The 12,094-nt window shown below is 74.0% G+C and carries 10 protein-coding genes; 3 read left to right on the top strand and 7 right to left on the bottom strand.

Translation table 11 applies throughout. From position 1 onward, the window contains the following. Positions 1-33: 33 nt before the first annotated feature. Entirely contained in the window at positions 34-1,449 is a 1,416-nt protein-coding gene (gene ngcE / locus FHX75_RS00375) for an N-acetylglucosamine/diacetylchitobiose ABC transporter substrate-binding protein (protein ID WP_154936105.1), read from the bottom strand. Between the two features lie 192 nt (positions 1,450-1,641). Between ngcE and FHX75_RS00370 the strand changes: the two genes are divergently transcribed. After that, entirely contained in the window at positions 1,642-3,087 is a 1,446-nt protein-coding gene (locus tag FHX75_RS00370; RefSeq protein WP_154936104.1) for an acyltransferase family protein, read from the top strand. Here the strand turns inward: FHX75_RS00370 and FHX75_RS00365 are convergent. Both FHX75_RS00365 and FHX75_RS00360 read right to left on the bottom strand, forming a co-directional pair. Further along, the gene (locus tag FHX75_RS00365; RefSeq protein ID WP_154938631.1) at positions 3,059-4,549 is read right to left on the bottom strand and encodes a CoA-acylating methylmalonate-semialdehyde dehydrogenase; all 1,491 of its coding nucleotides are present in this window, start codon (positions 4,547-4,549) and stop codon (positions 3,059-3,061) included. The genes FHX75_RS00370 and FHX75_RS00365 overlap by 29 nt on opposite strands. A 14-nt stretch (positions 4,550-4,563) precedes the next feature. Next, entirely contained in the window at positions 4,564-5,871 is a 1,308-nt protein-coding gene (locus FHX75_RS00360) for an aspartate aminotransferase family protein (RefSeq protein ID WP_154936103.1), read from the bottom strand. A 262-nt stretch (positions 5,872-6,133) separates the two neighbouring features. On the opposite strand from FHX75_RS00360, the gene FHX75_RS00355 reads away from it, so the two are divergent. Beyond that, positions 6,134-7,027, top strand: a complete 894-nt coding sequence (locus tag FHX75_RS00355; protein ID WP_154936102.1) for a glutamate cyclase domain-containing protein — start codon at positions 6,134-6,136, stop codon at positions 7,025-7,027. A gap of 15 nt (positions 7,028-7,042) precedes the next feature. Here FHX75_RS00355 and FHX75_RS00350 read toward each other — a convergent pair whose 3' ends face one another. Together FHX75_RS00350 and FHX75_RS00345 are read right to left on the bottom strand one after the other, a co-directional pair. Next, positions 7,043-7,936, bottom strand: a complete 894-nt coding sequence (locus FHX75_RS00350; RefSeq protein ID WP_154936101.1) for a hypothetical protein — start codon at positions 7,934-7,936, stop codon at positions 7,043-7,045. A gap of 37 nt (positions 7,937-7,973) precedes the next feature. Then, positions 7,974-8,834, bottom strand: a complete 861-nt coding sequence (locus FHX75_RS00345; protein WP_154936100.1) for a hypothetical protein — start codon at positions 8,832-8,834, stop codon at positions 7,974-7,976. A 99-nt stretch (positions 8,835-8,933) separates the two neighbouring features. Between FHX75_RS00345 and FHX75_RS00340 the strand changes: the two genes are divergently transcribed. Beyond that, positions 8,934-9,902 carry a hypothetical protein gene (locus FHX75_RS00340; protein WP_246157471.1) on the top strand — a complete coding sequence of 323 codons (969 nt, stop codon included), beginning with the start codon at positions 8,934-8,936 and terminating at the stop codon, positions 9,900-9,902. 29 nt (positions 9,903-9,931) lie between these two features. On the opposite strand, the gene FHX75_RS00335 is transcribed toward FHX75_RS00340, so the two are convergent. Further along, on the bottom strand, positions 9,932-10,717 hold the full coding sequence (locus FHX75_RS00335) for a poly-gamma-glutamate hydrolase family protein (RefSeq protein ID WP_154936099.1): 786 nt from the start codon (positions 10,715-10,717) through the stop codon (positions 9,932-9,934). Then, complete coding sequence (murD, locus tag FHX75_RS00330; protein ID WP_154936098.1) at positions 10,714-12,060, bottom strand: UDP-N-acetylmuramoyl-L-alanine--D-glutamate ligase; 1,347 nt, start codon at positions 12,058-12,060, stop codon at positions 10,714-10,716. The genes FHX75_RS00335 and murD overlap by 4 nt, the downstream gene beginning before the upstream one ends. Between the last annotated feature and the right edge of the window lie 34 nt (positions 12,061-12,094).

Here is a 12,094-nt window from a genome sequence, read left to right as displayed (position 1 = left end):
TGGGGACCTCGGAGGTCCCCACCGGCCGGGTTGTCACGCGGTGCGCTTGTACTTCTTGACCGAGCTGTCCTGGGCGATCGAGTCGGCGCCCTTCTGGCACTGGTCGAGGAACTCCGCCGGGCCGATCCGGCCACTGAAGAACTCGCCGCACGCGGCGTCGACGAGGTTGCGCTCAAGCTTGCGGTAGTAGTTGTTGTAGACCCAGTTGAACCCGTTGGTGCCGGAGGCGTCCAGCGCCTTCACCACGGTGCTCAGCCCGTACGGCAGTTCGACGCCGTCGGTGGCGCCGGCGACCACGGTGAGGCTGGAGACCTTTTTGGTGAAGTCCTGGGCGCCCTTCTTGGACAGCATGGTCCGGAAGTACTCCAGGCCACCGGCGACGTTCTTCGCCTTCGCCGGCACCATGAACGGCTCGCCCGCGGTGCCCCGGATCGCCTCGAACGGCAGCTTGTCGCCACTGCCCAGGCTGGGCGTCGGCTGGACGGTCATGTTGAACCCGGCCGGCGTGACGTCCTTCTGCTCGCTCTCCAGCCAGGATCCGCAGGAGATGAAGGCGGCCTTGCCCTGGCACCAGGCGGTCTGCGACTGCTTGTGGTCCAGGCCGGGCGAGCCCTCCAGGATGTACTTGTCCTTGACGATCTGGTGCCAGGCGTCGGCCGCGGCCTTCATCGCGTCGGACTTCCACGCGTTCGGCTCCAGGTTGTCGATCGCGGTGGCGACCGACGGCCCGCCGAACTTGATCGCGGTGGCGATCAGCGGCCAGCTCATGTAGCGCGGGTGCAGGCCGGCGTACGTCCAGGGGGCGATCCCGGCGGCCTTGATCTGCTTGCAGAGCGCGATGTGGTCGTCCCAGGTCTTCCCGTAGGACCAGTTGCGCTCGCCGAACAGCTTGGTGGAGTGCCAGATGCCGTAGACGGTGTAGGTGTAGTTGAACACCAGGAACTTGCCGTCGTACGAGCCGACCTCGACCGCGCCCGGCAGCAGGGTGTCCTTGACGGTCTTGCCGGGGATGTCGAGGCTCGGGGCGGCGAGCAGCTCACCGAGGTCGGCGAGGGCGTTCTGCGAGACCAGGCCGTTGAAGTCGATCTGGCCGGCGCCGGAGTTGTTGACCACGTCCGGCGGGGTGCCGTCGACGAAGCGCGGCTGGAGGGTCTTGCTGATCTCCTGCGTGGCCGAGTGCTTGATCTCGGCCTTCGGGTACTTCTCCTTGTACATGGCCTCGTGGGCCTTGGCGTACTCCTCGCCGAAGCCGCCGTTGAAGATCACCACCTCGAGTGGCGCGTCCTCCTTGACCCCGAGGGGGTTCTGCTCGCTCTTGGTGCCCTTGTAGGTGCCGCCGTCGGCCTTGTCGTCGCCACCGCCGGTGGCGCAGCCGGCGAGCAGGCCCGCCGCGGGGGTGGCCAGCAGGCCGGCGGCGGCGGTACGCCGCAGGATCTCACGCCTGTTCATCAGCTCTCCTCGGTTCGGGTGGGGCGGATCGCCGATGACATCCGGTGGCGTCCGCCGGTCGAGGCACGTTGATTCTCTTCAGTTTGCCTGTTGTTGCTGAAGAATTTCTACGGCAGGAGCGCGTCGACTTCAAGACCCGGCGGCCGATCCGTTATCACCACCGGCCGCACCGCACTGGCATAGCCTGAGCGCATGCGCCGCCTGGGCCAGCTCGCGGAGCGCACCCCGGCAGGGCGGGAACGCTACGTCGACCTGCTCCGCGCGCTCGCGATCACCATGGTCGTCGCCGGCCACTGGGGCGTCACCGTCATCGGCCGGGACCCGGCCGGCCGGCCGACCGGGCACTCCGCGCTCGCCGACCTGCCGTGGGCGTACCCGCTGACCTGGCTGGCCCAGGTGATGCCGGTCTTCTTCCTGGTCGGCGGCTACGCCAACGCGGCGTCCCTGACCCGCCACCGGGCCCGCGGCGGCGACGCGGCCGGCTGGCTGCTGGACCGCAGCGCCCGGCTGATCCGCCCCACCAGCGCGCTGCTGCTGGTGCTCACCGTCGCCGCGGCGCTGGGCCGGCTGCGCGGCACCGACCCCACCCACCTGCGCACCGTGATCTGGTTCGCCACCATCCCGCTGTGGTTCCTGGTCGCCTACCTGCTGGTCGTGGCCCTCACCCCGCCGATGTACACGCTGCACCGCCGCTACGGGCTGGCCGTGCCGCTGGCGCTCGTCGCCCTGGTGGCGCTGGGTGACCTCGGCCGGCTGACCGGGCCGGCGACGCTGGCCGCCGGCAACTACCTCTTCGGCTGGCTGGCGGTGCACCAGCTCGGCTTCGCCTGGTACGACGCCCGCACCCCGGCGACCGGGCCACCGTCCGGGCCGTCCGGGACCGCACCGCCGCCCGACCGGGCAGAGACGGCCGTGCCGCACCCGCCGTCGGGGTCCGACCGGCCGGGCGTACGCCGGCGACGCCTGCCCACCTCCCGGCCGACGGCGCTGGCGCTGCTGGTCGGCGGCCTGGCCGCGTTGATCCTGCTCACCGTCGTCGGGCCGTGGCCGGTGGCGATGCTGAAGGTGCCCGGCGAGCGGCTGGACAACGCCTCGCCGCCGAGCCTGGCGCTGCTCGCCCTCGCCGCCGCCCAGCTCGGGCTGATCCTGCTGCTGCGCGCTTCGGCGCGGCGCTGGCTGTGCCGGCCCCGACCGTGGCGGGTGGTGATCGCGGTCAACCTGGTGGTGCTGACGGTCTTCCTCTGGCACCTGACCGCCGCCGTGCTGCTGATCGGGCTGCTCGACGCCATCGGCCTGCTGCCCACCCCACGGGTCGGCTCGGCCGCCTGGTGGGGCTGGCGGGTGCCCTGGCTGCTGCTGCTCGCCGTGGTGCTGGCCGTGCTGGTCGCCGTCTTCGGCCCGATCGAAATGCGCAGCGCCCGGCACCGCACCGGACGGCGGAGCGGCCGGGCCGGCCGGGTCCGCGCGGCGCTGACCGTCGCCGGGTACGCCGCCGTCATCGGCGGGCTGCTGGTCAACAGCACCACCCCGAAGGCCGCCCCGGAGCCGCTCGGCACGCCCGTCCCGGCGCTGGTGGCGTACCTGGCCGGGGCGGGCGTACTGCGGTTGCTCAGGTCTGGGTGGGGAAGCCGAGGTTGACCCCGCCGTGGCGCGGGTCGAGCCAGCGGCTGGTGACCACCTTGCCCCGGGTGAAGAAGCGCACCCCGTCCTCGCCGTGCGCGTGCAGGTCGCCGAAGAGGGACGACTTCCACCCGCCGAACGAGTAGTACGCCATCGGCACCGGGATCGGCACGTTGATCCCGACCATGCCGACCTCCACCTCGTGCTGGTACCGGCGGGCGGCGCCGCCGTCGTTGGTGAAGATCGCCGTGCCGTTGCCGTACGGGTTGGCGTTGACCAGCTCGACCGCCTCGTCGTACGAGCCGACCCGGACGACGCCGAGCACCGGGCCGAAGATCTCGTCGGTGTAGATCGACATGTCCGGGGTGACCCGGTCGAACAGGGTCGGGCCGAGCCAGAAACCGCTGGACTCCCCGTCCGGGGTGACCTCCCGGCCGTCCACCACCGGCACCGCGCCGGCCGCCACGCCCGACTCCACGTAGGAGCGGACCCGATCGGCGTGCGCGGCGGTGACCAGCGGACCCATGTCGCAGCCGCGCCGCCCGTCGCCGGTGCGCAGCCCGGACATCCGTTCGGCGATCTTCGCGACCAGGGCGTCGGCGACCGGCTCGACGGCGACCAGCGCCGAGATCGCCATGCACCGCTCCCCCGCCGAGCCGAAGCCGGCGTTGACCGCCGCGTCCGCGGCCAGGCCCAGGTCGGCGTCGGGCAGCACCACCATGTGGTTCTTCGCCCCGCCGAGCGCCTGCACCCGCTTGCCGGCCATCGACCCGCGCTGGTGCACGTACCGGGCGACCGGGGTGGAGCCGACGAACGACACCGCCCGCACCGAGGGATGGTCCAGCAGCGCGTCGACCGCCTCCTTGTCGCCGTTGACCACGTTCAGCACGCCGTCGGGCAGGCCCGCCTCGGCGAACCACTCGGCCAGCAGCAGCGCGGCGCTCGGGTCCTTCTCGCTCGGCTTGAGCACCACCGCGTTGCCGCAGGCCACCGCCACCGGCACGAACCACAGCGGCACCATCACCGGGAAGTTGAACGGCGAGATCACCGCCACCACGCCCAGCGGCTGCCGGAGGCTGTACGAGTCGACCTCGGTGGAGACGTTCTCGCTGAAGCCGCCGCGCAGCGCCGACGGGATGCCGCAGGCGTACTCGATCACCTCCAGGCCGCGCTGCACCTCGCCGGCGGCGTCCGCGAGCACCTTGCCGTGCTCGGCGGTGATCACCTCGGCGAGCCGGTCGCGGCGGGCGTGCACCAGCTCCCGGAAGGCGAACAGCACCGCCGTGCGCTTCGCCAGCGACGCGTCCCGCCAGGTCCGCGCCGCGCGCTCGGCCGCCTCCACCGCGACCGCGACGTCCGCGGCGGAGGCCAGCTCCACCTCCCCGGTACGCCGGCCGGTGGCCGGGTTGAAGACGTCCCCGCGCCGCGGGGAGCCACCGGACACCCGCTTGCCGTCGACGAAGTGCCCGATGACCGTCACGTCGTCCGTCCCGCTCATGCCGCCACCTCCGCCGCGGCGCAGGAACGGATGGCCTCGACGAGAATGGCCAGCCCCTCGCGGGCCTCGTCCTCGGTCAGCGTCAGCGGCGGGCCCATCCGCAGCACGTTGCCGTGCAGGCCGCCCTTGCCGGCGAGCAGCCCACCGGCCCGGCACGCCTCGAAAACGCGGGTGGTCAGCGCCGGGTCCGGCTCGGTGCCGCCCGGCCGGACGAACTCGACGCCGAGCATCAGCCCCTTGCCGCGTACCTCGGCGACGCAGTCGAGACCGGCCACGGCGGCGCGCAGCCCGTCGGCGAGGATCGCGCCGGTGCGGGCCGCGTTGGCCTGCAGGTCGTGGTCGCGCAGGTAGTCCAGGACGGCGTTGCCGGCGGCGGTCGAGACCGGGTTGCCACCGAAGGTGGAGAAACTGATCGCCGGCACCGACTCCAGCACGTCGGCCCGGCCGACCACGCCGGCGAGGGCGAAGCCGTTGCCGACGCCCTTGGCGAAGGTGAGCAGGTCCGGGGTGACGCCGTGCGCCTGGTAGCCCCAGAAGTGCTCGCCGGTACGCCCCCAGCCGGTCTGCACCTCGTCGGAGATCAGCAGGATGCCGTGCTCGTCGAGGACCTTCTTCCAGGCGGCGAAGAGCCCGTCCGGCGGGGCCACGAAGCCGCCCACGCCCTGGATCGGCTCGGCGATCAGGCAGGCCACGTCGCCGGCGGTCTGGGTGGCCAGCACCTCGCGCAGGTCCTCCACCGCCGCGTCGATCCGGTCGCTGGCGTCGAGGCGGGCCAGCAGACCGCGCAGCCGCTCGCCGGAGTGCAGCCAGGCCACCTGGAGCGGGTTGAGCGCGCTCGCCGACCAGCCGCGGTTGCCGGTGACGCCCATCGCCGCGTACGACCGGCCGTGGTAGCTGTTGCGCACCGCCAGGATCTGGTGGGAGCGGCGGTGGTTGGTGGCGACCAGCAGGGCGGCCTCGTTGGCCTCGGTGCCGGAGTTGGTGAAGAAGACCCGGGCGTCCGGGATGCCGGAGAGCTGCGCGATCTTCTCCGCCAGCTCCACCTGCTGGCGGATCAGGTAGAGCGTGGAGCTGTGCACGATGCCGGTGCGCAACTGGCGCTCCACCGCCTCCCGGATCTCCGGGATGTCGTAGCCGATCATGTTGGTCAGCACGCCGCCGAAGAAGTCCAGATAGGTCCGGCCCTGCGCGTCGGTCACCCGGCGACCCGAGCCGGACACCAGCTCGAGCGGTTCGGCGTAGTAGAGCGGCATCCAGGACGGGAGCACGGCCCGGTGTCGGGCCAGCAGGTCGTCGGAGGTCATCGTCGCACCCTTCAGCGGCGGCGGATTCGCGTTCCTCGCACGCTTCCACCAGCCGCCGACAGGGACAACTGTCACTGTGTAGCCCAGCCGGGGTGGCGGCCTGACATCGCGTCAACCCGCTCGGTGCGGTTTCCGGGGCCGACCGCCCCTTTCGCAATCCTTTCGGTGGACAGCCGAGCGATCCGCGACTCATTCCGCAGGGCGGCCGGCTGGACCGCTCGCCCTACGCTGGGCCGGTCCCCCGGGTTGCAGGAGGTCCGACATGCGGCTGGCGCAGACCATCGCGGAGCTGGAGCGGACGGCCGCGCGGGAGGTGGGCCGGGGCAGCGAACGGCTGGCCGTACCGGCGGCCGGTGGCCTGCTCGCCGCCGCCCGCTCGCTGGTCGCGGCGCCCGACGCCGCCGTCCTCACCGGGTTCTACATCCCCGCCGCCGACCCGCCCGCGGCCGAGACCGACGGTCCGATCGGGGCGGTCCAGCTCGCCGCCGCGCTGCGGGCGCTGGGCGGGGAGGTCCGCCTGGTCACCGACGCGCCCTGCGCGCCGGTGGTCGCCGCCGCGCTCGGGGCCGCCGCACCGGACGTGCCGCTGGACGTGGCGCCGGTCCAGGGGTACGACGACTGGGCCGGCACCGTCCTGCCCCGCTACGCCGCGCTGTCGCACCTGATCGCCTGCGAGCGGGTCGGCCCCTGCGTCGACGGCTGCCCGCGCAACATGCGGGGCGAGGACATCGGCGCCCACACCGCCCCGCTGGACCGGCTCTACGCCGCCGGTTCCGCCTATCGGATCGGCATCGGCGACGGCGGCAACGAGCTCGGCATGGGCCGACTGCCGGCGGAGCTGGTGGCTCGGGTCGTGGACCGGGGCGAGCGGATCCACTGCGTGGTCGGCTGCGACGCGCTGCTCGTCGGCGGCACGTCCAACTGGGCCGCCGCGGCGCTGGTGGGTGCGCTGGCGCTGCTGCGCCCCGAGGTGCCCGCCCTGCGCGACCTGCTCCGCCCCGACTGGTCGTACGCCGTGCTGACCGAGATGGTGACCCGGGCGGGCGCGGTGGACGGCGTACGCCGGCGGGCCGAGGTCAGCGTCGACGGCCTGGACTGGCCCGCGTACGCCGAGCCGCTGACCCGGATCGCGGAGCTGGTCGCCGCGGCGGGTTGACCGGCGGCGTCGGTCTCAGGTGGTCGCGCGGCGCTCGGCGGCGGTCGGACGCGGCCGGGGCCGGGCGTGCGGGGTGCCGGCCGCACCGTCCGGCGCGGGCCGGGTCGAGGGGTCCGGCGCGGGCCGGGTCGGCGCTGCCGGAGCGGGGCCGGCCGACGCGTCCGGGAGGGCGTCGGCCGGGGCGGGTTCGGCGCGGCGGCGGCGCGGCAGGTGCAGGGCGGTGGCCAGCAGCGCGAAGGCGGCCCAGCCCCCGGCCAGGGCGACGACCGGCGACCCGTCCTGGAGATGGTGGTAGGCGGTGAGGAACCCGACCAGTGCGAGGCTGTTGCGGGCGAAGTGCCGGCTGAAGTCGACCAGCTGGCGACGGGCCTCGACGGCGACCAGCACGCCGGAGTAGGGGAAGGTCACCACCATCCCGCGCAGCAGCTGGCCGAGCAGGCCGGTGAGCACTGCCCCGGCGAAGATCACCGCCAGCTTGGCCGGGGCGGGGAGGCTGTCCCGGCGGGCGTCGACCGGCCGCTGCGGCGCCGCGGCCACCGCCCGGGCGCGGCGGCGCAGCACCACCATGGCGAGCAGCCAGAGCGCCAGCGTGCCCGCCAGGGCCGGCCCGAACGGCACCGGGACCGCCAGCAGGCCGGCGCTCAACGCCACGTAGGCGGCGATCCCGGCCAGGTCGGCCAGGAGGATCGGCCAGCGCAACCGGTGGTGGGTCAGCGCCACGGTGACGAAGAAGAGGTTGAGGCCGAGCACGCCGAGCAGTTGGGCGCCGTCGACCCGGTGGTCCGTGGTGACCAGGGCCAGCGTCATCGGCAGCGGCAGGCTGTAGACGAACGCCCGCAGCCGGACCGAACGGATCACGCTGACCGCCCAGACCACGGCGGTCACCAGGAGCACGGCACTCCACGTCATGGCTGGCCCATCTCCGCTCCACCGCCCGCCGGCGCGGTCAGTCCTGGAAGGTCGCGACGTTCGCGCACAGGTCGAACACCCGGGTGAGCCGGTCGATGTCGGCGCGGTTGACCGAGAACTGGTTCTCGCTGATCTCCCCGTGCGCGCTCATCCGGGCCTCCCAGCAGCTCGAGCCGTCCCAGAGTGTCAGATTGACGTGCAGGTGCGGGCTGACGACACCCAGTGGCAGCAGGCCCACCCTTACCCCGGCCCGGCGCTGCTTCTCCACCAGCTCGACCAGCTCGTCGGAGAGCGTGGCGTAGGCGAAGACCCGGGTGATCCGCACCCCGCGCGCCAGGGCCGCCAGGTTCGCCTCCCAGTAGCGCCGCCCGATCTCGCTGCGCCACCAGCTCAGCTCGCCGCTGGCCCGCGGCGTCAGGTTGGTCAGCCCCTGCAGGCTTCGGGTGCAGTCCCGGGTGGCGCCGATCAGGTCCTCGTCGTCGTCGCCCCGCCGGACCACCCGCCCCGCGGCGAGCTGCTCGGCCTCGAGCCGGAACTGCTCGTAGCGGCGCTGCGCCTCCTCCGCGACCCGGGTGCCCGGGTGCCGCTCGACCGCCTCCCGGACGGCGACGACGATCTCCGGCGCGCCCTGCACCAGCCAGGGTGGCCCGTCCAGCAGCGTACGCAGGTGGAACCGGCGCTCCGCGCGGGCCAACGAGTCCACCAGCAGCGAGATGGTGATGCCCATCAGCCCGGCCAGCAGCGACTCGACACCGCTGGCGGCGTTGGTGAGGTCGAGCGTGACGGAGAGCGCGATCGACAGGGTGATGCCGACCAGCGCCACCGGGTCGGTGTGTGCCAGCAGCCGGACCAGTCCACTGGCCGATCCGGTACGCCCGGTGGAACGTCGACGGAGCACGTCGCCAGTCATCGGCAGCCCCCGATCTCGTCGGTGCGCCCAGCGTAGTGCCGATCCACAAGGGCCCCTCCTGGCCACGGCCGTCGGTACGATCCGCTGGTGCGGATCGCGGACGTGGCGCTGCCGAACTGCCCGGCGGACGCGTCGCCCGTGCAGCTCGCCCGAGGGGTGCGGGCGTGGGTGGAGTCCCCGCCGCTGCGGGCGCTGGTCGCCCGGTTCGGCGGCGGGTGGCCGACCGGCGACCTGACGGCCGTGCTGGCCGGGCTGGACGACTTCTCCGCCCGGCACTGGGACTTCCGGGGCGGCCGGGAACGCCCCGAGGCGCGGGAACCGACCCTCGACCCGGCCACCGCCGCGCTGGTGCTCACCACCGCCGAGGCGCTCGGCCTGGTCCGCCCCGTGCGACCGGCCCACCCCCGGTACGCCCACCTGGTGGTACTCGGCGGGCTGGCGCACGCCTGCCTGCGGCGCGTCGCGTACGCCGCCCACCTGCTGCGGCACGGGTTGGCGGTGGACGGGGAGGTGGCCGTGCTCGGCAGCTTCCGGCCGCTGTCCGAGGTGGAGCGGGACGTGCTGGCCGGGGCGGGGATCACGGCCGACACCGAGGTGGACGCCCTCGACGCGGCGGTCCGCGCGGTCCTCGGGGTGGCCGCGCCCGACGACGAGGACGGGCACGACGCCGGCCACCCGCACCACTCCTGGTCCGCGCGGACCTACCGGTCGGCCGGGCTCCCGCCGGTCCGGGTGCTCGCCGCCCCGTCCAGCGAGCCGGAGCGGCGGCGCGCGCACACGGCGGACACCCAGCGGTTCTGGGCCGGGCACGTCCGGCTCTCCCCCGGCGACGCGCTGCTGATGGTGACCGCGCCGATCTACGTGCCGTTCCAGCACTGCGACGCGCTGCGCACCCTGGCGGTGCCGTACGGCTGCGCGATCGACACCGTCGGCGTCGACCCGGCCCTGCCCGACCTGGTCCGGCTGCCCGAGCCCTCCCTCACCCCGGGGCGCTACCTCCAGGAGATCCGCTCGGCGATCCGCGCGATGCGGGCCCTGCACGAGGTGCTGGGCTGACCCACCGCCCGTCGCTCGGATCGGGGGCGTCAGGCGTCGGCGTGCAGGGCGAGTGCCGTCCGGGTCGCGGCGACGAAGTCCCAGAACAGCGGCCGGGTGGTGTGCTTGCGTCCGTCCCAGGTGTTGGTGCCGAACATCGCCTCGCGCAGCGGCGTGGTCAGCTCCAGTTGCGCGCCCGCCCTGGACGCCGTCCGGTTGCAGATGTTCCGCGGGCTGGTCCCGTCGATGGCGCGGTTGACCCGCCGGGCGACGGTGATGTCCACCGTCGCCAACTCCCGGCGCAGCAGGTCCCGCAGCCCGGCGTCCAGCCCGCCGATCACCACCGCCGCGGTCCCGTCCGGCTCACCGGCCTGCCGGGTCGTGCAGCCGTGCAGGGCGACGGCGTGGCGGACCCCACCGCAGATCGACTCCGCCCACGGGTCGTCGCAGTTCACCGAGGTCACGTGCAGGGCGGCGTTGCCGGAGTCGAGCAGCCCCTCGAACATCCAGTAGTGGTGCAGGCCCTTGCCGTCGGTGCTGGGCTCCAGGGTCGCCGGGTGGTAGCCGGCGACCGCGAGGCACAACTCCGACGTGCCCACCTCGATGCCGCCACCGTGCGGCGCGAGGACCGCCGTCCGCGTCGTCCCGGTCGCGCAGTCGGGCTGCTCGTCCGGGGCGCATCGATGGCAGCAGCGCAGGGCGTACCCGACGCCCTCGACGAGGCCCGCGGTGGCGTACAGCTCGGTGTTGGAACCGTACCGGTCGGTGGGGTGCGCGTGCGGCCGGCTCGGGCGGGGACCGTCGGGGTCCCCGGCCCGGTCCTCGGCGGAGGTCACCGCGCGGTGTCGGCGACCGCTTGGGCGAAGACCTTGGAGCGGTGCTCGAAGTTGCGGAACCGCCCGTAGCTGGGCGCGGCCGGGGAGAGCAGCACCACCCCGCCGGGCGGGGTGAGCTTGCGGGACAGCCCGACCGCCGCGACCAGGTCCTCGGCGATCTCGGTACGCACCGCCGGCAGCCCGGCCAGCGCCTCGACGATGCGCGGGCCGCTGTCCGGGATGCCGATCACGGTGATCTCCCGCTCGGCCAGGTGCGCGGCGAGCGGGCTGTAGTCCAGCCCCCGGTCGGTGCCGCCGACGATCACCGTCAACGGCCGCCCCTCGTACGCGTCGATCGCGTGCATCGCCGCGTACGGGCTGGTGGCGAGGGTGTCGTCGACGAAGGTGAGGCCGGACGGGTCGGCGATCTCGGTGAGCCGGTGGGCCAGCCCCTGGAACTCGGCGACCGCCACGGCCAGGGTGTCCTTGCGGGCCACCACGTCCACGTCGAGCGCGTCGAGCACGGCCAGCGCCACGCAGAGGTTGCCCTCGTTGTGCCGGCCGACCAGCGGCAGCACGGCGCGCGGGAAGAGCGGCTGCTCGGCCAGGTGGAACCAGGGCGTGCCGTCGGGGCCGGTGGCCACGTTCGCGGTGTCCGGCCGGCCGGCGCGCACGGCGGCCCGGTCGCCCAGTTCCACGGCCAGCCGCGGGTCGGCGCCGTTGACCACCACGGTCCGCGGGCCGTACGCCAGCAGGTTGAGCTTGTCCCGGTAGTACTCCGCCTCGCCGCCGTGCGCGTCGAGGTGCTCGGGGAAGAGCGCGGTGACCACGGCGACCCGGGGCGAGTCGGTCAGGTCGGTGCACTGGTAGCTGGAGAGCTCCAGCACGTACAGGTCCGCCTCGGGCAGGTCCAGGGTGGGCACCCCGATGTTGCCGCCGAAGACGTTCGGCCGGTCCACCGCGGCGAGCAGGTGGCTGATCAGGCTGGACGTGGTGCTCTTGCCCTTGCTGCCGGTGACCCCGACGGTCCGCTCGGCGTGGTCGGCCATCCAGAGCGCGGTGCCCTGGGTGATCGTGGCCGCCCGCGCCCGCAGCTCCACCATCCACGGGTGGGTGTTCGGCACGCCCGGGGAGCGGACCACCACGTCGGCGGCGGCCAGCCGCTCGAAGCCGGCCTCCCCGGTGACCAGGGGCGCGGCCTCGGCGAGCGGACCCTCCCAGGGCAGGGTGAGGAAGTTGGCGCTGTCGTCCACGGCGACCAGGCCGGCGGGGCCGTGCGCGGCGATGGCGGTCACGGCGGCCCGGCCCTCGCGGCCGGCCCCCCAGACGGCGACGGTACGTCCGCGCAGGTCAGACAGGCGCACGGGCTCTCTCCTCGGGGGTCTCGACGGCGTGGCA

This window comes from Micromonospora palomenae (genome assembly GCF_007829925.1).
GTDB classification, from domain to species: Bacteria; Actinomycetota; Actinomycetes; order Mycobacteriales; family Micromonosporaceae; genus Micromonospora; species Micromonospora purpureochromogenes.
The sequence above is the reverse complement of the archived record's forward strand: the minus strand, read 5'-3'. Positions and strand labels throughout refer to the sequence as shown.

Bases quoted from the DNA above. Each gene is read 5' to 3' on its own strand.
- FHX75_RS00350 (WP_154936101.1), bottom strand. From the start codon at position 7,936: ATGACGTGGAGTGCCGTGCTCCTGGTGACCGCCGTGGTCTGGGCGGTC.
- ngcE (WP_154936105.1), bottom strand. From the start codon at position 1,449: ATGAACAGGCGTGAGATCCTGCGGCGTACCGCCGCCGCCGGCCTGCTG.
- FHX75_RS00370 (WP_154936104.1), top strand. From the start codon at position 1,642: ATGCGCCGCCTGGGCCAGCTCGCGGAGCGCACCCCGGCAGGGCGGGAA.
- FHX75_RS00355 (WP_154936102.1), top strand. From the start codon at position 6,134: ATGCGGCTGGCGCAGACCATCGCGGAGCTGGAGCGGACGGCCGCGCGG.
- FHX75_RS00360 (WP_154936103.1), bottom strand. From the start codon at position 5,871: ATGACCTCCGACGACCTGCTGGCCCGACACCGGGCCGTGCTCCCGTCC.